This is a genomic window from Janthinobacterium sp. SUN120, from assembly GCF_030397735.1.
GTDB lineage: Bacteria > Pseudomonadota > Gammaproteobacteria > Burkholderiales > Burkholderiaceae_D > Janthinobacterium > Janthinobacterium kumbetense.
The window spans coordinates 24292-50669 of record NZ_JAPUBW010000006.1 but is presented as its reverse complement, the minus strand read 5'-3'; the positions used below and the strand labels follow the sequence as shown (position 1 = coordinate 50669).

20 protein-coding genes and 1 tRNA gene are annotated in these 26378 nt (G+C 64.4%); 5 read left to right on the top strand and 16 right to left on the bottom strand.

Annotated elements, in window-relative coordinates; translation table 11 throughout:
* The first annotated feature begins 90 nt into the window (after nt 1-90).
* Nucleotides 91-648, top strand: a complete 558-nt coding sequence (locus O0879_RS24690) for a flavin reductase family protein (protein ID WP_289905633.1) — start codon at nt 91-93, stop codon at nt 646-648.
* On the opposite strand, the gene gdhA is transcribed toward O0879_RS24690, so the two are convergent.
* From gdhA to O0879_RS24650, 8 genes are all read right to left on the bottom strand, one after another.
* Nucleotides 645-1988 carry an NADP-specific glutamate dehydrogenase gene (gdhA, locus tag O0879_RS24685; protein WP_099665596.1) on the bottom strand — a complete coding sequence of 448 codons (1344 nt, stop codon included), beginning with the start codon at nt 1986-1988 and terminating at the stop codon, nt 645-647. The two genes, O0879_RS24690 and gdhA, sit on opposite strands and share 4 nt — an antisense overlap.
* A 208-nt stretch (nt 1989-2196) precedes the next feature.
* Nucleotides 2197-3186, bottom strand: coding sequence for a glycosyltransferase (locus tag O0879_RS24680; protein ID WP_289919272.1), 990 nt, complete (start codon nt 3184-3186; stop codon nt 2197-2199).
* Entirely contained in the window at nt 3183-4484 is a 1302-nt protein-coding gene (locus O0879_RS24675) for a Rieske 2Fe-2S domain-containing protein (protein WP_289919270.1), read from the bottom strand. Before O0879_RS24675 ends, O0879_RS24680 begins: the two co-directional genes overlap by 4 nt.
* Before the next feature lie 2 nt (nt 4485-4486).
* A complete protein-coding gene (locus tag O0879_RS24670; RefSeq protein ID WP_289899411.1) occupies nt 4487-5527 on the bottom strand; it encodes a polysaccharide pyruvyl transferase family protein in 1041 nt (346 codons plus the stop codon).
* 466 nt (nt 5528-5993) lie between these two features.
* Entirely contained in the window at nt 5994-7241 is a 1248-nt protein-coding gene (locus tag O0879_RS24665; protein ID WP_289905632.1) for a DUF819 family protein, read from the bottom strand.
* Between the two features lie 184 nt (nt 7242-7425).
* A complete protein-coding gene (yegQ, locus tag O0879_RS24660) occupies nt 7426-8787 on the bottom strand; it encodes a tRNA 5-hydroxyuridine modification protein YegQ (RefSeq protein WP_289919269.1) in 1362 nt (453 codons plus the stop codon).
* Nucleotides 8788-8879: 92 nt separating this feature from the next.
* On the bottom strand, nt 8880-10268 hold the full coding sequence (locus O0879_RS24655) for an FAD-binding oxidoreductase (RefSeq protein WP_289919267.1): 1389 nt from the start codon (nt 10266-10268) through the stop codon (nt 8880-8882).
* A 221-nt stretch (nt 10269-10489) separates the two neighbouring features.
* Complete coding sequence (locus O0879_RS24650; RefSeq protein ID WP_289919265.1) at nt 10490-11128, bottom strand: TetR/AcrR family transcriptional regulator; 639 nt, start codon at nt 11126-11128, stop codon at nt 10490-10492.
* A 105-nt stretch (nt 11129-11233) separates the two neighbouring features.
* On the opposite strand from O0879_RS24650, the gene O0879_RS24645 reads away from it, so the two are divergent.
* On the top strand, nt 11234-12442 hold the full coding sequence (locus O0879_RS24645; protein ID WP_289919263.1) for a TCR/Tet family MFS transporter: 1209 nt from the start codon (nt 11234-11236) through the stop codon (nt 12440-12442).
* On the opposite strand, the gene O0879_RS24640 is transcribed toward O0879_RS24645, so the two are convergent.
* From O0879_RS24640 to O0879_RS24625, 4 genes are all read right to left on the bottom strand, one after another.
* On the bottom strand, nt 12439-12684 hold the full coding sequence (locus tag O0879_RS24640; protein WP_099665586.1) for a DUF1059 domain-containing protein: 246 nt from the start codon (nt 12682-12684) through the stop codon (nt 12439-12441). The two genes, O0879_RS24645 and O0879_RS24640, sit on opposite strands and share 4 nt — an antisense overlap.
* 66 nt (nt 12685-12750) lie before the next feature.
* Complete coding sequence (locus O0879_RS24635) at nt 12751-15105, bottom strand: acyl-CoA dehydrogenase (RefSeq protein ID WP_289919260.1); 2355 nt, start codon at nt 15103-15105, stop codon at nt 12751-12753.
* A gap of 212 nt (nt 15106-15317) precedes the next feature.
* Nucleotides 15318-16460 (bottom strand): serine hydrolase domain-containing protein, encoded by a 1143-nt coding sequence (locus tag O0879_RS24630; protein ID WP_289919259.1) that lies wholly within the window; start codon nt 16458-16460, stop codon nt 15318-15320.
* 143 nt (nt 16461-16603) lie between these two features.
* Nucleotides 16604-16679 (bottom strand) — tRNA-Phe (locus tag O0879_RS24625).
* Between the two features lie 119 nt (nt 16680-16798).
* On the opposite strand from O0879_RS24625, the gene O0879_RS24620 reads away from it, so the two are divergent.
* Nucleotides 16799-17569: a hypothetical protein gene (locus tag O0879_RS24620; RefSeq protein WP_289919257.1), complete on the top strand. Its 771-nt coding sequence runs from the start codon at nt 16799-16801 to the stop codon at nt 17567-17569.
* Nucleotides 17570-17614: 45 nt separating this feature from the next.
* Here the strand turns inward: O0879_RS24620 and O0879_RS24615 are convergent, their stop codons facing one another.
* On the bottom strand, nt 17615-18046 hold the full coding sequence (locus O0879_RS24615; RefSeq protein ID WP_099665581.1) for a hypothetical protein: 432 nt from the start codon (nt 18044-18046) through the stop codon (nt 17615-17617).
* Nucleotides 18047-18254: 208 nt separating this feature from the next.
* On the opposite strand from O0879_RS24615, the gene O0879_RS24610 reads away from it, so the two are divergent.
* Entirely contained in the window at nt 18255-19250 is a 996-nt protein-coding gene (locus O0879_RS24610; protein ID WP_099665580.1) for a cytochrome-c peroxidase, read from the top strand.
* 42 nt (nt 19251-19292) lie between these two features.
* Here O0879_RS24610 and O0879_RS24605 read toward each other — a convergent pair whose 3' ends face one another.
* From O0879_RS24605 to O0879_RS24595, 3 genes are all read right to left on the bottom strand, one after another.
* Complete coding sequence (locus tag O0879_RS24605) at nt 19293-21677, bottom strand: S9 family peptidase (protein ID WP_289919254.1); 2385 nt, start codon at nt 21675-21677, stop codon at nt 19293-19295.
* Between the two features lie 92 nt (nt 21678-21769).
* Nucleotides 21770-24028, bottom strand: coding sequence for an EAL domain-containing protein (locus tag O0879_RS24600; RefSeq protein WP_289919251.1), 2259 nt, complete (start codon nt 24026-24028; stop codon nt 21770-21772).
* Nucleotides 24029-24165: 137 nt separating this feature from the next.
* Nucleotides 24166-24972, bottom strand: a complete 807-nt coding sequence (locus O0879_RS24595; RefSeq protein ID WP_289919248.1) for a YggS family pyridoxal phosphate-dependent enzyme — start codon at nt 24970-24972, stop codon at nt 24166-24168.
* Between the two features lie 92 nt (nt 24973-25064).
* Here O0879_RS24595 and ptsJ point away from each other — a divergent pair, with 92 nt between their 5' ends.
* The gene (gene ptsJ, locus O0879_RS24590; RefSeq protein ID WP_289919513.1) at nt 25065-26366 is read left to right on the top strand and encodes a transcriptional regulator PtsJ; all 1302 of its coding nucleotides are present in this window, start codon (nt 25065-25067) and stop codon (nt 26364-26366) included.
* Nucleotides 26367-26378: the final 12 nt, after the last annotated feature.

Below are 26378 nucleotides of genomic sequence, written 5' to 3'. Positions count from 1 at the left end.
GCGGCGCGGATGAGCGCGGCCAGCGGCCAGCCGCGCGCCCGGCAAGGCGCCGTTGGGCTATGCTGTGGCGTACCGCGTCCTGGAGACTGCATGAAAAATTACCACAAAGAAGATTATCCCGTCGCCGACATCCGGCGCTTCCTCGAACCGGGGCCGGTGGTGCTGGTCAGTTCAACGTGGCAGGGCGAAAGCGATGTCATGACCATGGCCTGGCACATGCTGATGGAATTTACGCCATCCTTGCTGGGCTGCTTCATTTCCGATGCGAACCACAGCTATGAAATGATCAAGCGCAGCATGGAATGCGTGATCAACCTGCCCACGGCCGACATGGTCGACCAGGTGGTCGCCATCGGCAATTGCAGCGGCGCAGACACGGACAAGTTCACGGCCTTCGGCCTGACGCCGCAGCCGGCCGAGCAGGTGGGCGCGCCCCTGATCGCCGAGTGCTATGCCAACTTCGAATGCAAGCTGGCCCAGGTGGCGGGCAACCCGAAGGGCGGCTTCTTCATTTTCGAGTGCGTGAAAGCCCACGTGGCCACGTCGCCCAAGCTGCCCGAAACCCTGCACTACCGCGGCAACGGCGAGTTCATGGTGTCGGGCCGCACCATCAGCCGCAAGAGCCTGATGAAACCTGAAATGCTTTAAATGACACCCTGCGCCAGCATCGCATCGGCCACTTTCACGAAGCCGGCGATATTGGCGCCATCCACATAGCTGACGGAACCGTCCGCGCGCGTGCCGTATTGCTTGCATGCGGCGTGGATGCCTTGCATGATCTGCAGCAAACGTGCATCGACTTCTTCGCGCGGCCACGATATGCGGGCCGCGTTCTGGCTCATTTCCAGGCCGGATGTCGCCACGCCGCCCGCATTGCTGGCCTTGCCCGGCGCGTACAGCACGCCGGCCGCTTCGAAGGCCTTGGCTGCCTCGATGGTGGTGGGCATGTTGGCGCCTTCGGCCACGCACTGCACGCCATTGGCGATCAGGGTGCGCGCAGCGTCGATGTCCAGTTCGTTTTGCGTGGCGCAGGGCAGGGCGATGTCGACCGGCACATGCCATGGCGACACGCCCGCCTCGAAGCGCACGCCCGTGCGCGCGGCGTAATCGCTGACCCGGCCATACAAATGATTCTTGATTTCCATCAGGATGGCCAGCTTTTCCGGCGTGAAACCTTCCTCGTCGATGACGGTGCCGCTCGAATCGGAGACGGTGATGACTTTCGCGCCCATGGCCATGGCCTTTTCCACCGCGTATTGCGCCACGTTGCCCGAGCCGGACACGGACACGCGCATGCCTTCGAACGAGCGGCCTCGCGTTTTCAACATTTCTTCGGCGAAATACACGGTGCCGTAGCCCGTCGCTTCCGGACGCATCAGCGAGCCGCCGAAGCTGGCGCCCTTGCCCGTGAACACGCAGTCGGCGCGGTTGCTGAGTTTTTTCATCATGCCGGCCATATAGCCCACTTCGCGCCCGCCCACGCCGATGTCGCCGGCCGGCACGTCCGTGTCCGAACCCACATGGCGGAACAGTTCGCTCACGAAGGCTTGGCAGAAACGCATCACTTCGCCCGGGCTCTTGCCCTTCGGATCGAAATCGGCGCCGCCCTTGCCGCCGCCCATCGGTAACGTGGTCAGTGCATTCTTGAACGTTTGCTCGAATGCAAGGAATTTCAGCACGGACAGGGTCACGGACGGGTGGAAGCGGATGCCGCCCTTGTACGGCCCGATGGCCATGCTGTGCTGGATGCGGTAGCCGCGATTGACTTGCACTTGCCCATGATCATCGACCCACGACACGCGGAACATCACCACGCGTTCCGGCTCGATCAAGCGTTCCAGCAAGCCTTGTTCCGCGTATTTCGGGTGCTGTTCCAGGAATGGCCACAAGCTCTCCATGACTTCGGTGACGGCTTGCAGAAACTCGGGTTGACCTGGATTGCGTGCGGCGACATGCTGGACATACTCGTGAGCAGATGCGTATTTCATCAGAATTCCATGGAGGTAATCGGTTATTTGGGCAACTATCATCGCAGATTTTGCACGAAAATGGTGCGGAAATTTGGTTTTGAGGGGTTTCTGCTACATTGTGGGGCGCGCTTTCCCATCAAGCGGCGAGGCCAAACAGAGAGTGGTCTGGTGGAAAAAGTGACCGAAAAACAAAAAACGCCAGCGTGAGTGCTGGCGTTGCGGACCTTTACGTCAGGTGTCCGGATCGTTTCGGGCACAGCCCGGGCAAGGGCGTTTCCTTGCCGATGAGCAGCTGCATGGCGCGCTGCCGCAGCGTGTGGCGAATCCGGTGCGGAGCCCGGCATGCAACAGTATCCAGCAAGAAATAGGAAAGAGTGCGCAGGCCGGGCACCGGGCAAGGGGCGCTGGCGCGCCAGTAACGTGTTGCTGCCGGTATACCGGTATGGTTCAGCAGGGAACGCAGATTGTTCAGCTTGCGTGCTGAGCGGATCCTGTTGGCCAGTGCTGGCGCCAGCCGCGCAAGGTGCGGCGTGAGCATGGCGTCGATATGCAGGAAATGCTCGAGCTTGCGCGACATTGCTGTCATTTGCGGATGATGTTGCCGATAGTGCAGCAGGACGTTGCTACTGTAGTGTATGGACATGCCGGCACTCAGGCAGCGTATCCAGTAATCGTAAGCGGCGCCTTCCTTCAGCTGTTCGCTGAATGGCCCGATACGGGAGAGCAGTCGTTTGCTGAGCAGCACGCCGGATGGCTGGATGGGAGAACCCAGCAGGCAGGCGGGCCAGGCGGCAAATTGCCGTGGCGTTGCCCAGGCCACGGGATTGCCGCCATGGCTGTTAAGCGTGGCAACTTGCGATGCATACACAATTGCATCTGGCGTGTCGGATGCTTCTGCCTGTGCCAGTTGTTCGGCCAGTTTTTCAGGCAGCCAGATGTCATCGTCGTCGATGAAGGCCACCCATGGACAACGGGCGGCGGCCACTCCCGTGTTCCTGGCGGCCGCCAGGCCGGTGCCCGCATTGTGCACGATGGTCACGTGCGGGTAGGCAGCGTGGACGCAAGCGGCAGTGCCGTCGCTGCTGGCATCGTCGATCAGCAAGATTTCCTGCGCCGGCCGGGACTGGGCCAGCAGCGATTGCAAGGTGTCCTCGAGAAAGCCCCGTGACCAGCCGTTCCTGGTGCAAATGATGACGCTGACGGGGGCGACGCTCATGGCGCCACGGCTTCTGGCGGCGCAACACGGATGCGGATGGCTGCGCCGTCTTGCCGGATGTCATACGGTTGCAGTGTCAATGACGGGCAGGACGATTTTCCTGTTTGCAAGTCGAACGAGATGGCACAGGCCGGGCAATACACTTTGTCGCTATCGCAGCCGCCATCGGCCAGGTCCACGCCGTAATGCGGGCAGGCCGCATCGTAGGCGCGGGTGCCGTCGCTGGTGCGCACCAGCATGATGCGATACGGCGCGGCATCGACGATGATGCGCTGCGTGTCGGGCCCGTCAGCAGGAAGCTGGCCATGTATGACGCCGCTCGCCTGGTCGAGCTGGCCGGCAACGACGGGAACGGCTGCCGGCGTCTGCACGGGGGCGACGACGACGGGCGCGCCGAAATTGTCTTCGCGTCGCAGGTGCAGCACTTCATCGTGGCCCTGTTCGATATCGGCGGCCCGGCGCCAGAATTCGCGCGAGTAAAAACAGGCGGGATCGAAGGTCGGACGGGAAGCATTCAGGCGCATGGAGATGGCCACGCGCGTCGCGTCCGTCGTATTGAGGTGCGTGCCGTGCAGCACTTCTGGATCGAAGACCAGCATCTCGCCTGCCGCCAGCGGCAGATAAGTCGGCACCGGCAGGCGGTAGCCCGCTTGCAGGTACAGCGTGCGGCGCTCGCAGGGCAGCGAGGCGTTGGCCAGTTCCGGATACAGCACCATGCCCGCTTCCGCGGGCACTTCGCCAATGGCCCACCAGATATTGCGTCCGTCCCGCGAATGGCCGGCCCAGCTATCGATGTGTGGACCATGTGCCCAGGCGGCGGGCGGGTGGCCCCGGTGATAGTCTTTCGGCGCGTACACGGGGTCAATGACCTTACGGGCCTGAAACTGCTCGCGCACGGTCGCGCTGAGGCGGCCAATGCCGGGATTTTCGCTCGCCGGATTGGTCTTGCGCGCCACTTCGTAAGGGAAGTTGATGCGCAGGATCAAATAGTCATCCACATAGAAATCGCCATCCCAGCCCAGGACCTGGCGGCCGACGGCCGTCGCCATGGCCAGCAAGGGCTGGCGCAAGCGTTCCAGTACCTGGTTGCGCAAGGACGTCACATCGTCGGTGTCGATCACTTCGTGCAGCCGCTCGATGCCATGCTGGCGCAGCACCTGGGCTGCCGCAGCGCCCTTCATTTGTTCGACCGTGGAAATAATTTCGCTGAGCACACGCTCGGTCATCGTTGCCCACGGGGCGAGTTCACGGACGTGGCACTTGAGCCACACGCCCTGTGTCGAGGATGGAGCGCTCATCTTCATTGCTCCGATGCCAGGGTGCGCAAGGTTTGCAAGCCGCGCACCGTGATTTGGCGCAACTCTTGTATCAGCGGCAGGGCGTCCTGGCGCGCGCGGCGATACTGCGCGACCGAGCGCGCGCGGTCCATGATGGCGCTCACGCAGTCGCCACTTTGCATCAGATCAACATCCCACGACGCCATGCCGATGGTCGACAGCATCGAGCGGCCCCGTTCGTCATACGACAGGTTGATGCTGTGCGAGCCCATGGCCAGGCAGGGCAGGAAACCATGCAGGCGGTAGCTGACGTGCAGCTTGCAGGTGCGCAGCGCTTCGATGTAGCGGCTGACTTCGTCAAAGTACAGGGGCGCCGCTTCCGGGAAGCCGGCGGCAAATTCGAGATCGATGTAGTCGTGGCAAGCCAGGTAGACGGGTTGCGCATATTCGGCACGCAGGGCGGCAATCAGGCGGCGCAAGTCTTCGGCGATGCGCCACTGCAAGGTGGCTGGAACGCTCATGCGCATGGGGTGACGGATGGAAATGATCACGCCGCCCTTGGCGGCATCGCCCTCGGCATTCGGCGGCAGGTACAGCGTGGGGCAGCCACCGACCGTCACCTTGGCGCCAAGGTCGGCGAGGATTTCCTGCGAACCCGTGTCGCGCACCATGGCCACCTTGGCATGCTCGACCAGGTGCCGTATCGCAGTCGGGCTGAGCGCATCGGTGCGGTCTTCCATTTGCCCGTCGCGCCCCGTGATGCGGCCGTGGGATAGCCCCATCAGCATCATCGGCCGGCGCAAGGCATTGACGGCCTGGGCATCATAGGACAGCTGGCCGTTTTCAAACAGATTCCCGCCGCCCACGATGACGGCGTCGGCGAGGCGATTCATATCGTAAATCTGGCGTGGCACCAGGCCGCCAAATTGCGGTCCCTTCAAGGCAGGAATGCTGACGACATTGGTGGCCGCTCCGAACACCTCATAGAGGAGCTCTGCCGTAGCGTAGCCGATGAGATCGTTGCCGATATTGCGAGTGGTGGGGCGCACCATGAAAATATTCACTGCTTGTTCCTTGTTAGGTTTTATTTGCTTAGCAAAAAATGTTGCCGGCTGCTTTTGAACGCACGGTGTCAATTCCTGTCCTGAGGGGCTCTGGCAGCGTCCGCGTCAGGCAGCGGACGCCGCTGCCACGCTTGGAGATGGCGCAAGAATCAGCGATTTCATGGCGCCGCAAGAGCGTGGCGTTCGAGAACGTACTTTCAATGAGGGCGAACAGGCCGGGCGCGTTTCGAACTTTGTTGCGTGCAATTGACTGTTTTTCAATCAGAAAAAATTACTTTATAGAAAATATGTTGCTTCAAAATACTATCTTACTTCCTGTCATTTGTGACACGATGTTGTCTTTTATTTATGTTTGTGTCGCTCCATAGCAACTGTCGCTAGCTTCCTGCAGGCAGTGCCTATACTGCGCAGCAATGACAACGCCAGCCCGAAGGCTGGCGTTGTCGTTACCGTGCTGCCAGGAGTGTCACCCCGCCATGCTGCGCAAGATCAAGCCCGTGATGTAGGCGCCGTAGGTGCCCAGCGCGTAGCCGAGCACGGCCAGCAGCACGCCGACGGGCGCCAGGGCCGGGTGGAAGGCGCTGGCGATGACGGGGGCCGACGCGGCGCCGCCGATGTTCGCCTGCGAGCCCACGGCCATGAAGAACAGGGGGGCGCGGATCAGCTTGGCGACGAGCAGCATCAAGCCGCCATGCACGGCGATCCAGATCAGGCCCAGCAGGAACAAGAACGGCTTGTCGAGCAGGGCGCCGAGGTCCATGTGCATGCCGATGGTGGCCACCAGCACGTACAGCATGGCCGAGCCGATGGTCGATGCCCCCGCGCCTTCCAGGCTGCGCGCCCGGGTAAAGCTGAGCAGCAAGCCGAAGGTGGTGGCCAGCACGACGATCCAGAAGAAATTCGACGTCAGGCTGTAATCCTGCAGGCGCCATGCGGCGGGCAAGGTATTGATCCAGCTGATGATGGGGCCGGCCAGGAAGTGCGACAGGCCCGTCACGCCCAGGCCCACGCCGAGGATGATCATGATGTCCGTCAGGGTGGCCACGCGCGCGTGCTGGGCGCGGTAACTTTCGATGCTGTCCTTGAGCGCATTGATGGCCGTCAAATCGGCACCCGTCCAGCGGTCGAAGGCGCCCGCGCGGCCTGCCAGGAACAGCAGCACTGCCGTCCAGACGTTGGCCACCAGCACGTCGACGGCGACGAACTGGCCGAACAGGGTGGCGTCCACTTCGAACACTTCCTTCATGGCCGCCTGGTTGGCGCCGCCGCCTATCCACGAGCCGGCGACAGTCGTCATGCCGCGCCACGTGTCGCCCGCCACCGTTTCCGGGTGGATCAGGCGCAAGGCTTCGAACGACACGAGGGCGCCCAGCATCACGCCGAGTGTGCCGGTGAGAAACATGATGATGGCCTTGGGGCCGAGGCGGATGATGCCGCCGAAATCGATGGCCACGCACAGCAGCACGAGCGCGCTGGGCAGCAGGTAGTCGCGCGCCACGGCGTACAGGCCGGACGTGTTGCCGTCGATGATGCCAAACGTGTTGAGCAACGCCGGGATCAGATAGCACATCAGCAGGGACGGGATATACGTGTAAAACTTTTTCCAGAAGCCATTTTGGCGGGAGGCGGTCCAGAAGACGGCTCCCAGGGTCATGGCGAGCAGGCCGAGGACGACGGCGTCATTGGCGATCAGGGCAGAGGTGGCAGGTGGCATCGGGGATTCCGGTGAACGTGTCAGGGACGCACGGGATGCCGATAAGGCCCCCGGGCGCAGGGTGGCCGTATCGTATAGCAATGTTGAAGCCTAAACAAATTATTCAGGCCGTGCCAGCGGGAATTTTTCTTGTCAAATCAAACACTTACATACTGGTTTGCCACCCCGCGCTCCAGACTGGCGGTTACAAATAGCGCGCCAGCAAGGCCTTGTCGAGGGACCCGTCGAGTTCGATGCGCACGAAGTGGCCGCTGCCGGGCGCCACCTGGATCTCGCTGCCATCGTCGGCCAGCATGCGGGTAATGGTGAAGTCGCGGTTGCCGCCCGGATGCACGGCTTCGATGCGGTCGCCCACGGCGAAGCGGTTTTTCACGTCCACCCTGGCCCAGCCGTCCGTCACGCCCAGCACGTCGCCCACGTACTGGCTGCGGTCCGCCTCGGACGCGCCGCGCATGTAGTTCTGGTGCGCCTGCGTATGGTGGCGCTGGTAGAAGCCGTCCGTGTAGCCGCGGTTGGCCAAGCCTTGCAGCTGGCCCAGCAAGCCGATGTCGAAGGGCCGGCCCGCGACGGCGTCATCGATGGCCTGGCGGTAGACTTGCGCCGTGCGCGCCGCGTAGTACAGCGACTTGGTGCGGCCCTCGACCTTCAGCGAATCGACGCCGATTTTCACCAGGCGCTCGATGTGTTCCACGGCGCGCAAGTCCTTCGAGTTCATGATGTAGGTGCCGTGCTCGTCTTCGAGGATCGGCATCAGCTGGCCCGGACGCTGGGCTTCTTCAATCAGATAGGGCTGGTCGGCCAGCGGGTGGCGCGGCTGCTGGTGCAGGGCGGAAAACGCGTTGTTGTCGGCCTCGGCCAGCGCCTGGTGGAATTCCAGCGGCACCACTTGCATGCCGCCCAGGTCGCCGCTGGCGTCTTCGGTGGCATTTTTCACCTTGTAATCCCAGCGGCAGGAATTCGTGCAGGTACCCTGGTTCGGGTCGCGGTGGTTGAAGTAGCCGGACAGCAGGCAGCGGCCCGAATAGGCGATGCACAGGGCGCCGTGGACGAATACTTCCAGTTCCATTTCCGGGCAGCGCTGGCGGATTTCCTCGATCTCGTCGAGCGACAGTTCGCGCGACAGGATCACGCGCGTCAAGCCCATGCGGTGCCAGAATTTCACATCGGCCCAGTTGACGGCGTTCGCCTGCACGGACAGGTGCACGGGAATCTCCGGCCACTTGTCGCGCACCATCATGATCAGGCCCGGATCGGCCATGATCAGGGCATCCGGGCGCATGGCAATCACCGGCTCCATGTCGCGCAAATACGTTTTCAGTTTGGCGTTGTGGGCGAAGATATTGCTGGCGACAAAGAATTGCTTGCCGCGCGCATGCGCGCCATCAATTCCCTCCTGCAAGGCTTGCAAGGTCGAAAAATCGTTATTGCGCACGCGCAAACTGTAGCGGGGCTGGCCCGCGTAGACTGCGTCGGCGCCATAGTCGAAGGCGGCATGCATCTTGGCCAGGGAACCGGCAGGCAGGAGAAGTTCGGGAGCGTGGCGCATGGAGGAGGGGCAAAGCCGGCGATTGTAAGCGGGCGGCGAGCGCATTGCATTGCCCTGGATCAAGGGATTGCAAGGCGCTGCGCCGTGGCAGCCTAGGCGGCCGGACAGATGTTCTGGTTGGCGCGGAACAGGTTGGCGGGATCGTATTGCTTCTTGATGCGCGCCAGGCGCGGATAGTTCACGCCATACGCGTCGGCCGTGCGCCCGCTTTCATCCTCGGTCAGGAAATTGACGTACACGCTGCCCGTCGCATACGGTGCCGCGTCGTTGAAGAAGTCGCGTGCCCAGGCGATGCAGCGCGCGTCATCGGCTGGCTCGTCCCAGCGCGTGTGCACGTTCATCACGTACAGGGCGTCGCGGTGCGGATAAGCCGTATCCTGCGGCGCCGGCCGGCTCGCCTGCGCGCCCAGCAGGCCGAGGAAGATTTCGCATTGCGGCGTCGGCAGCTTGCCGGCATGGCGGATGACGGTATCGATGGCCGCGTCGCTGAGCTGCGTGAAGTTGTGCGACTTCCAGTAATTGCGCGCGCCCGGCGTGAGCAGCGCATCGAAGGCCTGTTGCCAGGCCGTGTACGGCATGCTGCCCAGGTGCATGCCCAGCGGCTGGCCGAAGCTGCCGATGCGCTCGATCGTTTCCTGCATGGCGGCAGATTGCACGGGTGAAAAAACGGGCAGGACCAGCACGTCCTGGCCGTGCACTTCCGGCGGCAGGAAGGGCAGCGGCGGCGCCTTGCGCAAGACGGCCCAGACGGTCAATTCATCGGGCATGCCGTCGACGAAATCGCGGTATTTCGTCAGCACCGCCTTGGCTTGCGCATAGGAAAACACGATGAGGCCGGCCGTCACTTGCGGCCCCACCGGATGCAGCTGGAATTCGAAGCGCGTGACCACGCCGAAGTTGCCGCCGCCGCCGCGCAAGGCCCAGAACAGGTCGGGATGCTCCGTCGCGCTCGCATGCCGGAATTGGCCGTCGGCCGTGACGACGTCGGCCGCCAGCAGGTTGTCGGCCGCCAGGCCCAGCGTGCGGCTGAGCCAGCCAAAGCCGCCGCCCAGGGCCAATCCTGCCACGCCCGTGGTGGAATTGATGCCCAGCGGCGTGGCCAGGCCGAACGCCTGCGCCTCGTGGTCGAAGTCGTGCAAGGTGGCCCCGCCTTCGACGTGGGCGCGGCGTTGTTGCGGATCGATATGCACCGAGCGCATGCCCGACAGGTCGATCACCAGGCCATCGTTGCACAAGGCGCTGCCGGCGATATTGTGGCCGCCGCCGCGCACGGCCAGGGGCAGGCCGTGGTCGCGCGCATATGCCAGCGCCGCGCGCACGTCGGCCGTGCCCGCGCAGCGCGCGATGAGGGCCGGATGCCGGTCGATCATCGCATTCCAGACGGCGCGCGCGCTGTCGTAGCCGGCGTCGTTTGTTTGTAACAGTTGCCCTCTCAATGAGGCTTGCAACTCATTGAGCTGGCCGTTCGTCAAGGTATTCATCGTGTACCTCCCAGCGGCTGCATGCGGTTATGGGTATGGTGACGGGAAGCAGGAGGACTGTCCCCGCGTGCCGGCCTGCATGCATCGTTTGCCAGCGCGTGGTTTCATGATAGGAAGGCGCCAGACGGTACGCAAGCCCAGGTGCTGGCAAATGAAACAAGGAAGTACGAAGGCTTGCGCTGCGACAGACGCTGGGCTGCCTGAACGACGGGGCTGCCGCTTCAGACGTAGGGCGTGCCCGCCATGGCGGCGTTCAAGCCCGTGTGTCCCCGGTCCACCAGGGACAGGAAGCCGGCCTTGGCCAGTTGCGCGTCGCCATGTTGCGCGAAGGCACGGTGCGCTTCGATGAGGGCGGTGCTCCAGGTGGCCAGCAGCAGGCTGGCCGCCAGGTGGGCGAGGGGATCGCTTGCATCGCGCCCCGTGGCGTCGCTCAGCGCTTGCGCCACCACGTGCGCCAGCTCGTCGCGGATCGCCCGCGCCCGCGCTTTCAAGGTAGCGCTGGCCTCGATGGTGGCAATGAAGCCCTGGCCGGCGGCGGAAAACGTGAGGTAGGGACTGTCCTCTGCCGCCAGGCGGTGCGCCAGCAGGCGCAGGGTTTCGATGGGAGCGATGGCGGGATCGCGCTGGCGCAGGGCGTCGCGCAGCAGTTCGCGTCCCTCTTCCTCGCGGTCGAAGAACATGTCTTCCTTGCGGGGAAAATGGTTGAACACCGTCATGCGTCCCACGCTGGCCGCGGCCGCGATCTCGTCCACCGTCACTTGCTCGAAGCCGTGGACGAAGAACAATCGCGTGGCGGCGTTCGAGATGGCTTGCCGGGTGGCAAGGCGTTTGCGGGAGCGGAGGTCGGCAGGAATCGTCATGTTGCCCCGATCATACACGAAGTGTACTGAGTACAGATAACGCTTGATGATGCGGCAAGATGAGGAATACTATTTATGTACTGAGTACATATTTAGATTGAGTATATGAAGAAATCCCTTCCCGTGGCGGCGCTGCCCGTCATTTTCGCCACTGTCGTGCTGGACGCCGTCGGCATCGGCCTGGTCTTCCCCATCCTGCCGGCGCTGCTGCGGGACGTCACGCATGCCGATAACGTGGCGCCGTATATCGGCATCATGACGGCCCTGTACGCGCTGATGCAGTTCATCTTTGCGCCGGTACTGGGCGCATTGAGCGACCGCCTGGGCCGGCGTCCCGTGCTGCTGCTGTCGCTGGCGGGCGCGGCCGTCAATTACCTGTTCCTCGCCTTCGCGCCCAGCCTGTGGATGCTGCTGCTGGGGCGCGCCATCGCGGGGTTGACCAGCGCCAACGTTTCCGTGGCCACCGCCTATCTCACCGATATTTCGGCCGAGAACCAGCGGGCGCGCCGCTTCGGCTTGCTCAACGCCATGTTCGGCGCAGGCTTCATCATCGGGCCCGTGCTGGGCGGCGCGCTGGGCGATTACGGGCTGCGCCTGCCGTTCATGGCGGCGGCCGTCTTGAATGCGGGCAATCTGTTGCTGGCGTGGTTGAGCTTGCCCGAATCACGAACGCCGACACGCGGAAAAATCGACCTGGCGGCATTGCATCCCTTGCGCCCCTTGCGCTGGGTTTTCTCGGAGAAAAGCTTGCTGCCGATCACCGTCATCTTCTTTACCTTCAGCGCGGCCGGGGAAGTGTATGGCGTGTGCTGGGCCTTGTGGGGACACGATGCGTTCGCGTGGAACGGGCTGTGGATCGGCCTGTCGCTGGGCGCTTTTGGCGTGTGCCAGGCGCTGGCCCAGGCCTTCTTGCCCGGTCCGGCCGTGAAACTGCTGGGCGAACGCGCCACCATCCTGACGGGCGTGGCTTGCGCCTGCGTGGCGCTGCTCGTCATGGCGTTTGCCACGCGCAGCTGGATGATCTTCGCCATCATGCCCGTGTTCGCCCTGGGCGGCATCGGCGCGCCGGCCTTGCAGTCGCTGGCGACGCGGCAAGTTGCCGAGGACCGGCAAGGCCAGTTCCAGGGTGTCCTGGCTTCGGCCGTGAGCCTGGCGTCCGTGCTGTGCCCGCTGGTGTTTTCCAGCATCTATTTTGGCGTCAGGGCGCACTGGCCCGGCGCCGTCTGGCTGTCCGTGATCGTCGTGTATGCGGCGCTGGTGCCGCTCGTGCTGGGCTTGCGCTTGCAGAAACCGGCGCAAGCCCTGGCAGGCTAGTGCGCGTGCGAGGCCCCGCTGCTGCCGGCCTGTCCCGTCATGGGCAAGTGTTCGGGCGGCATGCCGTCCTTGAACAGTTGACGCAGCTGCTGGCGCAGCTCCGGCGTGTCGTGGTGATGGTGTACCGAGACCGCGTGTTCCACGGCAATACCCAATAGCTCTTCCTCGCTGTCGGCCGAGATGGCCACCGAGCAATGTGTGTCGCTTGGAAATTCCCGGCAATCGATGAATTTGCGCGTCATGATCGACTCCTTTCTGCAAAGAGCGGGCACCGCGCCCGCTCCATTCAGTATAGGTCGCAAATTCGCCTAGGCGGCGCGGCTGCCGGTATCGGCCTCGTGTACCGGCAAGTGTGCTGGCTGCGCCGCCTCGGCCGGAAAATCGTCGACCTGGATCACGCCATCGGCCAGGCGCGCATATTCCAGCAAGGTATTGTGTTCCTGGCAGCTGACGGCGCCTGCCGCCTTGGCTGCGGCCAGCCACTGTTGCATGGCGGACAGGCTTTGCGGCAAGTGCCGCAGGGCCGCGCCTGCGGGCGTGTCTTTCAGGCGTTTTTCGATGTGCAGCACGTCGGGCAGCAGGGCCAGTGCCCGCTCGGCGCAGGCCACGGGATCTGCGGCGTCGCTGGCGACATGGCCGTCGGCCAGCAGCCGTTCGCGGTCGGCGCCCGGCGTTTGCAGAGCCAGCGCCACTTCACTGCCCAGTTCGTCGGATGGCGGACGGTGTGGCAGGCCAAACGGAAACAGCAGGGTGCGCAGCAGCACGGCCAGCCCGCGCGCGGGGAAATTATCGAGCACGCCCGTCAAGCCTTGCTGCGCCTTGACCAGCGCATCTTGCAGCGACCAGTGCACATAGGGCAGGTCGGCGGCGAAACGGCCATCGTCCTCGTAGCGCTTCAGCACGGACGACGCCAGGTACAGCTGCGCCAGCACGTCGCCGAGGCGGGCGGACAGCCGTTCCCGGCGCTTGAGTTCGCCACCGAGCACGAACATCGACATATCCGTCATGACGGCAAACGCCGTCGACAGCCGCGTCAGGGCGCGGTAATAGGGCGCCAGTTCCGCGGCGCCGTCGTCGGGCACGGCTGCCAGGCGCGCGCCGCCCAGGCCGTACCACAGCCCCCGTGCCAGGTTGCCCAGGACAAAGCCCATGTGGCCAAAGAAGGCTGCATCGAAATCGCGCACGGCCTTGCGGCCGTCGCTTTCGCTGACGGCGGCCATTTCCCTGAGCACATACGGATGCGCGCGGATGGCGCCCTGGCCGAAGATGATCAGGCTGCGCGTGAGGATGTTGGCGCCTTCGACGGTGATGGCGATGGGGATTTGCTGGTAGGCGCTGGCGAGGAAATTGTTCGGTCCCACGCAGATGCCCTTGCCGCCGAGAATGTCCATGCCATCGTTGACGAGCGCGCGCCCCCGTTCCGTGACGTGGTATTTGACGATGGCGGAAATGACGGCCGGCTTTTCGCCCAGGTCGACGGCGTGCGCGGCCAGGGTGCGGGCCGCATCCATCAAGTACAGGTTCGCGCCCATGCGGGCCAGCGCTTCCTGCACCCCTTCGAACTTGCCGATGGGCATGTTGAACTGGCGCCGCACGGCCGCATACGCACCGGTGCCGCGCACGGCCATCTTGCCCATGCCGACGCTGGACGAGGGCAGAGAGATAGCGCGGCCGGCGGCCAGGCACTCCATCAGCATGCGCCATCCTTTCCCCACTTGCGCCTGGCCGCCGATGACCCAGTCGATGGGGATGAAGACATCTTGACCGGACGTGGGACCGTTCTGGAAGGCGGCGTTCAAGGGATGGTGGCGGCGGCCGATCACCACGCCGTCGTGGCTGGCGGGGATCAGGGCGCAAGTGATGCCGGGCGCATCGTTGTCGGAGAGTAAATGGTCGGGATCGCTGGTCTGGAATGCAAGGCCCAGCAAGGTTGCCACGGGCGCCAGGGTGATGTAGCGCTTGTTCCACGTAAGACGGAAACCGACAGTGGCGCGCCCTTCATGCATGCCCATGCACACGACGCCCAGGTCGGGAATGGCGGCCGCGTCGGAACCTGCATACGGGCTGGTCAGGGCAAAGCAGGGAATCTCCGTGCCGGCGGCCAGGCGCGGCAGGTAGTAATCCTTCTGTTCTTCGGTGCCGTAGTGCAACAGCAGTTCGGCCGGCCCCAGCGAATTGGGCACCATCACGGTCACGGCCAGGGCCGAGCAGCGGCTCGACAGCTTCATCACCACTTGCGAATGCATGTAGGCGGAGAATTGCTTGCCGCCGTATTGTTTCGGGATGATCATGCCGAGGAAACCCTGGCTTTTCATGTAGTCCCAGGCTTGCTGCGGCAAGTCGAGTTGCTGTTGCGTTTCCCAGTCGTTGACCAGTTCGCACAGCCGTTCGACGTCGTGCTCGAGAAAGTGGCGCTCCTCGGCGGTGAGCATGGCGCGGCCATACGCCAGCAGCTTGGGCCAGTCGGGCCGGCCGGAAAACAGGTCCGCATCCCACCACGTGGTGCCCGCCTCGAGCGCGTCGCGTTCCGTCTCGGACATGGTCGGCAAGATGCGCTTGAACAGCGCGAGCAGGTGCGGCGCAAGCAAGGCGCGGCGCACGGGGCCGGGCGCAAACAGTAAAGCCAGGCCCAGCAGGGCCAGCATCAGTATGATCGTCAGCATGCGATATCTCCCTGTGTCATGACAACAGAGTAGGCCGATGCGGCCGATGTTACTGTGCGGTACTGCGCATAGGGGCGAAGCCCGGCAGCGTGACAGTGCCGATGAAAAATGCCAGGCTGAAGGTTGGTTTTTTTGTCATGGCTTGCTGAGTGCTTGCTGGCCCGGGGTGGAATCGAAGCAGCGGCACGAGGATGTGCCAAACCAGGCCCGGCCTACTGCGCGCTTTCCATGGATGCCACGGTGTCGAAGAGATGCGCCAGCGCGCTTTCCATGGCGCCGGCGGTGGCGTCGCCGCTCTGGTTGGTGATGATGTAGACCCCGAGCTGATATTGGGGAACGATGTAGGCGTAGCCTTGCGCACGCGGCACGCCGCCATGGTGGACGTAATGCGTGCCCAGTTGGCGATTCGTGCCGATGTTCCAGAAATAGGCAATGCTGAAGTCATCCTGAAAGCGTAGCAGCGGCTTGTGCGATTCAACGACGGCGGGATGGTTGCCCAATTGCAGGCGCAGGTACTTCGCCATATCCGGCATGGTCGACTTCAGGTTGCCGGCGGCCCCCCAGGGCAGTTGCGGCATCGGTGTCGTGATGACGGGATTGTCGCTGTGGTAGCCGGGCGCCAGCCGGCCGGCATCCTTGGCTGCGATTCTCAGCCTGGTATCGTGGATGCCGGCTTCGCGCGCGAGAAATTGCGTGAGCAGCACTTCATAGGGCATGCCGTAGATGGTTTCGAGCGCGTGCGCAACGAGTTCGGTGCCGGCGCTGGAATAGGCGTAGTCCTTGCCCAGCGGACCGTTGATGTTGACTGTATGCAAGTCCTGCCAGAATTGGGGTTGTCCGTAGTTGGCATAGGCTGCGTTGAGCTTTGCCGGCGTGGCGTGTGCCGTGAAATCCTGCAATACGGTGTTCACCTGCAATGGCAGCATGCCCGGCATATTGCTGGTGTGCGTGATCAGATGGCGCAAGCGCACGGGCTGCCCCTGCGACTGCAGGTTCGGGTAGGCGGCGGGCAGGTATTTTTGTATGGGATCGTCGAGCGCCGCCTTCCCATCGAGCACCGCGTTCGCCAGCAGCAGGCCGGCAAAGGTTTTGCTGACTGAGCCGATTTCATACAGCGTTGTATCGTTCGGCGGATTGGCCTTGCCGGTCTCCAGCTCGCCTTGATGCAGGATGAACTCCTGGCCGCGATAAACGACGGCTATCGAGGTCGCGTGCAGCAGTTTCGACTGCAGCAGGGTGGTCGCGGTCTGGCGCATTGCCGCAGGAATGTCATGCGCGGGCGCCGTGGCCGCGGGCTTGCAAGCTGCCAGCAGCAGTGTCATTCCAGTTGTGATTGCGGCGAGTCTGATCATCATGCGCACCATCCAGTGGGGAGGGGCATTCTCGCACAATGGGTTCGGCGGCGACAGAAAAAAGTCACGCTTATGGTTTTGCCAGAGGGGGAACGGCGGTGCCGGACAAAAGAAAACGCCACCCGAAGGTGGCGTTTTTTTATTCTTGGTGGCCCGGGGCGGAATCGAACCACCGACACAAGGATTTTCAATCCTCTGCTCTACCGACTGAGCTACCAGGCCAAGGCGGCGAATTATAGCAGAAAGACTTTCCACCTGACCAGAGCTGGCTGTGTTCAAATGCAACAGATGGCCAAAACATGGTGTTTTGGCATCCTTGTATGACCGAAAGGGATGTGGCGATGCAGCGACGTATTGGAGTGCAAGGCCTGGCGGTGGCGGGTTTGTTCGGTTTGTTGTGCGGCGCGGCGCGGGCCGACGGGTTGGCCGAGCTGAACGCGGCGCTGGCGCGCTTGCAGGGGCAGATGCCGATCAAGGCGCAGGTCGAATCGAAAACCTGGCGCCGCGAAGGCGAGGGCAAGGCGGCGGAAGAGGATAGCGGCCAGGCCACGGTGGCGGTCGAGGGCGGGCCGTCGGGCTTGCAAGTGCTCTACAGTAAGGAGCTGCTGGCGAAAGTGGAGGCCGAGCAGCGCGCCAAGGTGAAGGATCCGAAGGCCAAGGCGCCGATCGGCTTTGCGCTGGGGGAAATGAAGGCGACGGAGCTGCGCTCCATGGTGTCGGCGGCGGACACCCTGTCGCGCGAAATCGAGGAAGCCGTGTTCAGCGGCGAAAAAATGGATAGCTACAAGGGCAAGCCGGCGCGCCTGCTCAGCTTTACCTTGTCGCTCGACAAGGTGCCTGAGAAAGACCGCAAGTATGTGAAGAAGTTCGAAGGCGGCCTCGATGTGTGGATCGCGGCGGACGGCACGCCGCTGGCCAGCCATTTCCACGTGGATGTGAGCGGGCGTGCCTTTGTCGTCATCAGCTTTACGCAAAAGACGGACGAGACGCGCCAGTATGGCGTCAGCGGCGACCATTTATTGCTCCTGCGCAAGGAAGGCAAGAATGCCATGTCGGGCGCGGGCGAGAAGGTGGAAAGCAAGATCGTCAAGACCTTGCAATTGCAGTCCTGACTGAACTGTTATAGAGCCTCATAAGCCGCTGAATCAGCGGCTTTTTTACATGGCCGAGCTGCCGCCCAGGCCGCTCTTTTGCAGCACGCAGCGTCCCGCCTGGCAAGTGGCGCCCGGGTCCGTGATGATGGAGCAGGTCGACATCATGCCGTCCGCCTGCTGCTGTTTGCGGCTTGCCTCGGCTTGCGCCTGGGCCAGTGCCTTGAGTTTCTTGCCGTCATTGCTTTTGCTGGACCACGCCAGATAGCGCTCGGGGCCGCCGCAAGCCTTGGCGCCGATGGCGATGGTCTGGCATTGCTGGGTGGAATCGCACGCGGCGGCGCCCACTTCCGCCTGGATCTGCGCCAGCAAGCCGGCATTGCCGGGGGCGGGCGGCGCATCATCTTGCGTGGGGGCGCTGCCGCAGGCGCTGGCGGCCAGCAGCAGGAAGCTGGCGCACGCGGCGCGCAGCAGGGCGGAGTAGGTTGGCGTTTGCATGCGCTCATCATGTGCCACGCTTGCGTAAATGGCAAGCGCGATTCGCACTTGGCCAGAACCTTGATCCCGGTCATTTTCCTTATTAACTAGTCAAAGTTAATATAAATCAACATCCAACCAGCGATGTACGGGTGGCAACCGGGCCGGTGCGCTGCATTCCCGCGCCGGCGCGCGCCGCCGATTCGGGAATGTTTCCAGGAGTTAGACTATGCGCCGCACCTTATCCCCCTTCCTCTTCATCGCCAGCCTGACTTTCGGCAACGTGCTGCACGCCGCCGACAAGGAACCGATCCAGCCGATCACCGCCGCCAAGGTGGCCAATCCGGCCATGGTCGAGCTGGGCAAGAAACTGTTTTTCGATCCACGCCTGTCGCGTTCGGGCTTTATTTCCTGCAATAGCTGCCATAACCTGAGCATGGGCGGCACGGACAATATCAAGACGTCGATCGGCCACAACTGGCAGCGCGGCCCCATCAATTCGCCTACCGTGCTCAATTCCAGCATGAACGTGGCGCAATTCTGGGATGGCCGCGCCAAGGATTTGCAGGAGCAGGCGGGCGGTCCCATCGCCAATCCCGGCGAGATGGCTTTTACGCACGAGCTTGCCATCGACGTGCTGGCCTCGATTCCCGCCTACCGCGCGGAGTTCAGGCAAGTGTTTGGCCAGGATAAGCTGACCATCGAGCAAGTCACGCGCGCCATCGCCGCCTTTGAAGAAGTGCTGGTGACGCCCGGTTCCCGCTTCGACCAATGGCTGTCGGGCAAGAAGAGCGCGCTGACGAAAGACGAGCTGGCCGGCTACCAGCTGTTCAAATCGAGCGGCTGCATCGCCTGTCATAACGGTCCCGCCGTGGGCGGCAACACCTTCCAGAAGATGGGCGTCGTCGAGCCGTACAAGACGGCGATGACGGCGGAGGGACGCTCGGCCGTGACGGGCAAGGATGCGGACCGCTTCAATTTCAAGGTGCCGACCCTGCGCAACGTGGAGCTGACGTATCCCTACTTCCACGATGGCGAGGCGGCAACCCTGACGCAAGCCGTCGACGTGATGGGCCGCCTGCAGCTGGGCCGCACCTTCACGCCCGATGAAAATGGCAAGCTGGTGGCCTTCCTGAAAACCCTGACGGGCAAGCAGCCGCATATCGTGCTGCCGATCCTGCCGCCATCGTCGGACACGACGCCGCGGCCCGTGCCGTTTGACTGAATGAGTCCATGAAAAATGCCCGCATCAAGCGGGCATCGGGGTTTATTTCAATGTTCTCTGGAACAACTGATAGATGCGGCGGTACTCGTCATACCACGCTTCCGGCTGCACGAAGCCGTGGCGCTCCATCGGGTAGCTGGCCATTTCCCAGTTATCCTTTTTGAGCTCGATCAAGCGCTGCGACAGGCGTACGGAATCCTGATAGAACACGTTGTCGTCGATCATGCCGTGGGCGATCAAGAGATTGCCCGTCAGTTTGTCGGCGTATTCGATCGGCGACGAGATTTTATACGCTTGAGGATCGACGTCCGGCGTGTTCAGGATATTCGCCGTGTACTCGTGGTTGTAGGTGGTCCAGTCCGTCACGGGACGCAGCGCGGCGCCGGATTTGAAGATTTCCGGCGCACGCATCAGGGCCATCAGGCTCATGAAGCCGCCATAGCTGCCGCCATAGATGCCCACGTTCTTGATGTCGCCCTGGTGCCGGGCTGCCAGCCAGTTGGCGCCGTCGATGAAATCTTCCAGTTCCGGATGGCCCATCTGGCGGTAGATGGCCGTGCGCCAGGCGCTGCCGTAGCCGAGCGAGGCGCGGTAATCGACGTCGAGCACGATGTAACCCTGCTCCACCAGCAGGTTGTGGAACATCTGTTCGCGGAAGTAGACGGGGTAGCGTTCGGTCACGTTCTGCAGGTAGCCGGCGCCGTGCGCGAACATGACGATGGGATATTTCTTGCCCGCTTCCAGCTGGGCCGGGCGGTACAGCTTGGCCCAGATCGGCGCCGCGCCATGCGTGGACGGCACTTGCACCAGTTCCGGCATGACCCAGCTGCGCGCCTTGAAGGCGTCGCTGCGCGTATCCGTCAGGATACTGGCCTTGCCGCCCGTAACGGCAACGGTTGCAAGCTGGGCCGGCATATAGCTGGTGGAATAGCGCAGCAGCAGCTTGCCGTTATCGGGCGACAGGCCGAAGTTTTCCACGCCTTTCAAGCCGGTGACTTCGCGCGCGCCGCCCTCCTTGGCCGTGCTGGCGCACACTTCATACGTGCCTGGCGCCTGCCGGTTGCACATGAAATACGCGGTTTTGCCGTCGCGGCTCCATTCGACGGCGCTCACTTCCCACTGGCCGCTGGTCAGGGCGCGCGCCGGGGCCGCGCCCGTTTTCGTGTACAGGTGGGCGTAGCCGCTTTCTTCGGACAGATACCACAGGGTGGCGTTGTCGGGCAGCCAGCCGAATTCGTCGGCGCGGCGGTTGACCCAGGCCGTGTCGCTGATGCGGTGCATGGGCACGAGGGCGGCCTTGGCCAGGTCGACGTTGGCGAGCCAGCCATCCTTGTTGTCGATGGCGCGGATGCGCACGGCTGCCTTGCCGCCGTCGTCGGTCCAGGCGATGCCGTCGCGCTGGGCGTCGATGCGCACGGCACGGTTGCCTTTCAGCGGCGGCAGCTTCTGTTCGGCGCGCATGGCGGCCAGCGGGTCGGCGGCGATGCCGGGCAGGTTATCGAAAGCGATGTCGCGCACCTGGCCCGTGCGCAGGTCGGCCAGTTTCAGGCTTTGCGCGATCGGCATGTTGCGGCCCACGCGCGTGCGCTCGTCGTCCGCTTCCGGATAGCCCGTTTCCGTGACATAGCGGGCCAGTTTGCCCAGCTTGCCCTTTTCGGCGGCCTTGTCCTGCGTGACGAACAGCAGCCAGCGGCCGTCCGGCGACAGGGCGCTGCCGGAAATGGTGATTTTGTCGCCCAGGTAGATCGGTTCCGGCGCGCGCGTGGCGTCCAGGCGGCGCTCTTCATGGCGGCGTTCGCGGCTGGCGTCGCGGTCTTCCTTCTGGCGCGCCAGGTTGACGATCAGGCGCAGCTGCAGTTCGCGCAGGGCGTCCGCTTCCGGCTTGGCGTCCGGGTCCTTGACGGCGCGCAACAGGGCCACGGGGGCGCTCAGGCGGTCAAGCCGGTTCCAGCTGAACCAGTCTGTGCCGCTGCGGTATTGCACGGCGCCGCCGTCGGCGGAGTATTGCGGGTCGCTGATGGCGGACACGCCGCGCGTGATCTGGATCAAGGCGCCGCTTTTCAGGTCGCGCTCGAACAAGTCGCCGTTGCGCAGCAGGATGGCGCGCGTGCCGGCCCGGTTGACCACCATGTGCTGGCCGTCGAGATTGGCCAGCTGCGCATCGTCGACCTTCTTGCCGCTATTGAATTTGGCGTTCGCGCCCGGTAATTGATAGGTGTCGCGCAGGGGCGAGCCGAGACGTTTCTGCTTGTAGTAGAGCTGGCCATTCCAGCCCCACCATGCCGCTTCGACGGGCGTGCCGATCCAGTCGGGATCGGCCATGGCCTGGTCCAGGGTGATGGGCGTGGGTGCGGTGGATGGGGCCGCATGGGCGGCGGGGAGCAGGGAGAGCAGCAGGAGCGGCAGCAGGGGAAGAACCAGACGCATCGGGGATCACTTTAATCAAAGGGGATGGTGAAGGTACAGGCTATGAGGCCGGTATTCTAGCGGAGGAGTTTCGTGCAGGAAATGTCGGAAAGCTAAGCCTGATACCGGGCCAGCCAGCCGGGAAAGTCGTTCAGCGGCATGGGCCGCGCATACAGGTAGCCTTGCAAGCCGTCGCAATCGTGGGCGAGCAGGAAGTCGGCCTGCTCCTGCGTTTCCACGCCTTCGGCCACCACGCGCAAGCCCAGGTGGCGCGCCATGGCCAGTATCGCTTGCACGATGGCCGTGTCGCGCGCATCGTGCGGCGTGTCGTCGATGAAGCGCTTGTCGATTTTGAGTTCGTACAGCGGCATCGAGGTCAGGTAGGCGAGGCTGGAATAGCCGGTACCGAAATCGTCGATGGAAAAGCGGATGCCCAGGGCCGCCAGTTCGCGCATGCGCGCCAGCGAGGCATCGCGCTGGTCGATCAGCAGGCCTTCCGTCAGTTCCAGGATCAGGGCGCCGGCCGGCGTGCCGTGTTCGGCCAGCGCCGCCTGCACGCGGGCGGCGAAATCGGGCTGGCGAAACTGGGCCGGACTGACATTCACGGACAGGGCGACGGGCTGCCCGGCCTGCGCCAGCATGGCGGCGGCGCGGCACGCCTCGCGCAGAGCCCAGTGCCCGAGCCTGACGATCAGCCCCGATTCCTCGGCGATGGGAATGAAGGTGCCGGGCGCGATATGGCTGCCGTCCGCCTGCGGCCAGCGCATCAGCAATTCGGCGCCCGTCACCCGGCCATGGCGGTCGACCTGCGGCTGCACGTGCATGCACAGTGCATGGGCATCAAGGGCGCGCGCCAGCGCCCGTTCCAGGGTCAGGCGGCGTTCCACGCCCGCCTGCATGGCCGCTTCAAAGAAGGCGATGCCGTTGCGTCCCTCCGCCTTGGCGCGGTACATGGCGATGTCCGCTTCGCGCAGCAGGTCGTGCGTCTGCTGGCCCGCTTTCGGCAGCAGGGTCACGCCGATGCTGGCGCTGCAATGATAGGACTGCCCGTCGATCTCGAAGTCGCGCGCGATGGCGGCGCGGATTTTCTCGGCCACCTGGGCCGCCGCGCGGGCGGCGCTGTCGAGGTCTTCGGCCAGGTGCGCCAGCAGCACGACGAATTCATCGCCGCCGATGCGCGCCACCGTGTCGGCCTTGCGCATCAGCTGCGCCAGCCGTCCGCCGGCCAGGCGCAGCAGCGCGTCGCCGGTGGCGTGGCCGCGCGCGTCGTTGATGTGTTTGAAGTGGTCGAGGTCGATGAACATCAGCGCGCTGATTGTATTCCCTCGCGGCGCGGCGGCCAGCAGGTGGCCGATGCGGTCCATCAGCAGGCGCCGGTTGGGCAGGCCCGTCAGCACGTCGTAGAAGGCCAGGCGGTGGATGTCCGCTTCCGATTTCTTGCGCTCGTCGATTTCGCGCTCGACGGCCACCCAGTGCGTCTGCTTGCCGTCCGCATCCGTGAACGGCGCCAGTTCCGCTTCGACCCAGTACGCCTTGCCGGCCTTGTTGTAATTGAGCAATTCCGCCCTGGCCGGCTGGGCATTGGCCATGGCGGCGGCGACGCGCGCCAGTTCGCCCGCATCGGTGGCGGGGCCCTGCTGGAACAGCAGGCTGCGGCCCAGCACTTCGGCGCGCGCATAGCCGCTGCTGCGCTCGAAGGCGTCGTTGACGAAGATGATGCGCGTGGCCGGCGCCGCGCCGCCGGGGGCATCGGTCACTTCGGCGAGCATCACCATGTCGTTCAGGCGGGCCAGCGCCGTGGCCGTCAAGCGCAGGTCGGCGTTCAGCTGCGACAGGGCCTGGCTGCTGCGTTCCAAGTGGCGCAGCAGGAAGGCGCAGGACAGGGTCAGCACGGCGGCGATGAACAGGAAGTTCAGGGCCACGATCAGCGCGCGCAGCACGGGGGAGTCGGGCACGCCCTGCACGTGCAGGGCGACGTCGGGATGCAAGCCGAGGAAAAAGATGGTCAGCGAAGTCAGGGCCAGGGTCGACAAGGCTGGCCGCATCCCCAGCAGCAGGGCCGCCAGCACGGGCATGAGCATCATGTAGATCTGGCTGACGGGGCCGATTTTCAACAGCAGGCCCACGCCCACCAGGTAGGCGACGATGAGGAATTGCCACACGCGCCAGCGGTAGGGCATGGCGCGCAGATGCCAGATGAGACCGACCCAGCCGATGGCCAGCACGTCGAGGGCGACTATGGACCAGATAGCTTCGCGCGCCGCCAGCAAGGCGCTGGGAATGGCGGTGATGATGCCAAGCAGCAATACCACCTGCAGCAGGCGCGAAAAAATCTGTCCGCGCCAGTGCGCGAGATCGTTTGACGCGGCCACGCTGCCGTCCTTTCCCCAGGAGCTGTGCTGCCGAGCTGAGCAGTATGGTAAAAATATTACGCGCTATCGTTCTGCATGTCATCTTGATCATTCGGCATGGTTGACTGCACGGCTACCTGCGGGGCGCGTCGGGCCGCCTACTCCGTCTGCGCCGCGGGCCAGTAGTGGCTGTCCGGCGTGTCCCGCGCGCCGAAGATGGCCTGGCCGACCCGCACGACGGTGGCGCCTTCTTCGATGGCGATTTCATAATCGCCGGACATGCCCATCGACAGCTCGTCGAGGCCGATGCCAGGCGGGGCGTCCTGGCGCAGGCGGTCGCGCAGTTCGCGCAGCAGCACGAAGCAGCGGCGCACGCGCACCGCTTCCGCCGATAACAGGGCCAATGTCATGAATCCGCGCACCCGCAGCGCCGGGAAGGCGGGCAGCTGGCGCAGGAAGGCAGCCACTTCGTCCGGCGGCAAGCCGTACTTGCTGGCTTCGCCCGACGTGTTCACTTGCACGAACACGTCGAGCCCGCGCCCTTCCGCCTGCAGGCGCCGTTCCAGCGCCTCGGCCACGCGCAGGCTGTCGAGGGCCTGGAACTCGCTGGCAAAGCGCGCCACCAGCTTGGCCTTGTTGGTCTGCAAATGGCCGATCACCGACCATTGCAGGTCGGCCAGGTCCGCCATCGCTTCCCACTTGCGGCCCGCTTCCTGCGGCTTGTTTTCCCCCAGCAGGCGGCAACCCGCGGCATAGGCCAGCCGCAGGCTCTCCTCGGGCTTGGTCTTGCTGACGGGCAACAGGCGCACGCCGGCCGGATCGCGCCCGACCCGCTGGCATGCGGCCGCCATGCGCGCATGCACCGCCGCCAGATTGCGGCGGAAGTCGTCCACGGAAACGGCCTGCGGCCAGCGCCCATGCTGCACGTGCATGGTGGGAGTGGGCAGGGGAGTGTCATTGTTCATGTGTCAGCCTTGTGTCAGCCTTATAAGCGGCAGGAGTCGCCGCAGTGATGTATGATTGTCCTATGCCAAAATATATCATGTCTGAGACCATCATGAAGATGAAGGGGAAAACCGCGGCGCAGCTGTTCGACAGCATCCGCGCGCTGACGCAGGCGGGCGAACTGCCGCCGGGCCAGGCGCTGCCGACCGTGCGCGAGCTGGCGGCGACCTTGGGCGTCAACCGCAATACCGTGTCGCTGGCGTACAAGCGCCTGGTGACGGCCGGGATCGCGGTCACGCAAGGGCGCCTGGGCACGGCCATCCGCGCGCAGCGCGATCCCGGCGAGCAGGAAGGCTTGCTGCCCGGCTCGCCGCTGGCCGACCTGGGCGGCGGCAATCCGAACCTGGCCTGGTTGCCCGATATCGGTGCGGCCCTGGCGCGCAAGCCCTACCGTCCGCGCCTGTATGGCGAGGCCACGCTGGATCCGGCGCTGGAAGCCCTGGCGCGGCGCTGGCTGGCCGGCGATTGCCCGGAAGGGCACGACATCACCCTGACGAATGGGGCGGTCGATGCGGTCGAGCGCCTGCTGGGCGCGTACCTGGTCGCGGGCGACAAGGTGGCCGTGGAAGACCCGTGCTTCGTCAGCAGCATCAACACCTTGCGCATCGCGGGGCTGCACGCGGTTGGCGTGGCGGTCGATGCCGAGGGGATGCAGGCCGGAGCGCTGGAACGGGCGCTGGCGCAAGGCGCGCAAGCCGTCATCGTGACGCCGCGCGCACACAACCCGACCGGCTGCAGCCTGAGCGCGGCGCGCGCGGACCAGCTGCGCGCGGTGCTGGCCGCCTATCCGCACGTGCTGGTCATCGTTGACGACCATTTTTCGCTGCTGTCCGTCGCCGGCTACCGGGACGTGATTCCCCCTGCCGCCCGGCGCTGGGCGCTGGTCCGTTCGGTGTCCAAGATCTTCGGCCCCGACCTGCGCCTGGCCGTCGTCGCCAGCGACGAACAGACCGCCCGGCGCCTGCGCCTGCGCCTGGCGCCCGGCACGAACTGGGTCAGCCATCTCTTGCAGGACGCCGTGAGCGCCTGCCTGTCGTCGCCGGACGTCCTGGCGCAGGTGGCCCTGGCCCGCGCAGACTATGCGCGCCGCCGCGGCATCCTGGCCGATGCGCTGGCGGCGCAAGGCCTGGTTTGCGCCAGTCCTGCCGATGGCTTGAACCTGTGGCTGCCGCTGCCGGGCAGCAGCCAGGCGGCCGTGCTGGCGCTGGCCAGGCATGGCTGGCTGGTGCGCGGTGGTGAAGCGTTTGGGGTGCAGGCGCCGGCGCAGGGATTGCGGATCACCGTGTCGAGCATGGATGAAGCGGGCGCGCAGGCGTTCGCCGGCGTGCTGGCTCAGGTGCTGGGCCGGCCATAGTTTTTTAATGCC

Excerpts from the sequence above, each read along its gene's own strand:
- O0879_RS24690 (WP_289905633.1), top strand. The coding sequence starts at position 91 with ATGAAAAATTACCACAAAGAAGATTATCCCGTCGCCGACATCCGGCGC.
- gdhA (WP_099665596.1), bottom strand. The coding sequence starts at position 1,988 with ATGAAATACGCATCTGCTCACGAGTATGTCCAGCATGTCGCCGCACGC.
- O0879_RS24680 (WP_289919272.1), bottom strand. The coding sequence starts at position 3,186 with ATGAGCGTCGCCCCCGTCAGCGTCATCATTTGCACCAGGAACGGCTGG.
- O0879_RS24675 (WP_289919270.1), bottom strand. The coding sequence starts at position 4,484 with ATGAGCGCTCCATCCTCGACACAGGGCGTGTGGCTCAAGTGCCACGTC.
- O0879_RS24665 (WP_289905632.1), bottom strand. The coding sequence starts at position 7,241 with ATGCCACCTGCCACCTCTGCCCTGATCGCCAATGACGCCGTCGTCCTC.
- yegQ (WP_289919269.1), bottom strand. The coding sequence starts at position 8,787 with ATGCGCCACGCTCCCGAACTTCTCCTGCCTGCCGGTTCCCTGGCCAAG.
- O0879_RS24655 (WP_289919267.1), bottom strand. The coding sequence starts at position 10,268 with ATGAATACCTTGACGAACGGCCAGCTCAATGAGTTGCAAGCCTCATTG.
- O0879_RS24650 (WP_289919265.1), bottom strand. The coding sequence starts at position 11,128 with ATGACGATTCCTGCCGACCTCCGCTCCCGCAAACGCCTTGCCACCCGG.
- O0879_RS24645 (WP_289919263.1), top strand. The coding sequence starts at position 11,234 with ATGAAGAAATCCCTTCCCGTGGCGGCGCTGCCCGTCATTTTCGCCACT.
- O0879_RS24640 (WP_099665586.1), bottom strand. The coding sequence starts at position 12,684 with ATGACGCGCAAATTCATCGATTGCCGGGAATTTCCAAGCGACACACAT.
- O0879_RS24635 (WP_289919260.1), bottom strand. The coding sequence starts at position 15,105 with ATGCTGACGATCATACTGATGCTGGCCCTGCTGGGCCTGGCTTTACTG.
- O0879_RS24630 (WP_289919259.1), bottom strand. The coding sequence starts at position 16,460 with ATGATGATCAGACTCGCCGCAATCACAACTGGAATGACACTGCTGCTG.
- O0879_RS24620 (WP_289919257.1), top strand. The coding sequence starts at position 16,799 with ATGCAGCGACGTATTGGAGTGCAAGGCCTGGCGGTGGCGGGTTTGTTC.
- O0879_RS24615 (WP_099665581.1), bottom strand. The coding sequence starts at position 18,046 with ATGCAAACGCCAACCTACTCCGCCCTGCTGCGCGCCGCGTGCGCCAGC.
- O0879_RS24610 (WP_099665580.1), top strand. The coding sequence starts at position 18,255 with ATGCGCCGCACCTTATCCCCCTTCCTCTTCATCGCCAGCCTGACTTTC.
- O0879_RS24605 (WP_289919254.1), bottom strand. The coding sequence starts at position 21,677 with ATGCGTCTGGTTCTTCCCCTGCTGCCGCTCCTGCTGCTCTCCCTGCTC.
- O0879_RS24595 (WP_289919248.1), bottom strand. The coding sequence starts at position 24,972 with ATGAACAATGACACTCCCCTGCCCACTCCCACCATGCACGTGCAGCAT.
- ptsJ (WP_289919513.1), top strand. The coding sequence starts at position 25,065 with ATGAAGATGAAGGGGAAAACCGCGGCGCAGCTGTTCGACAGCATCCGC.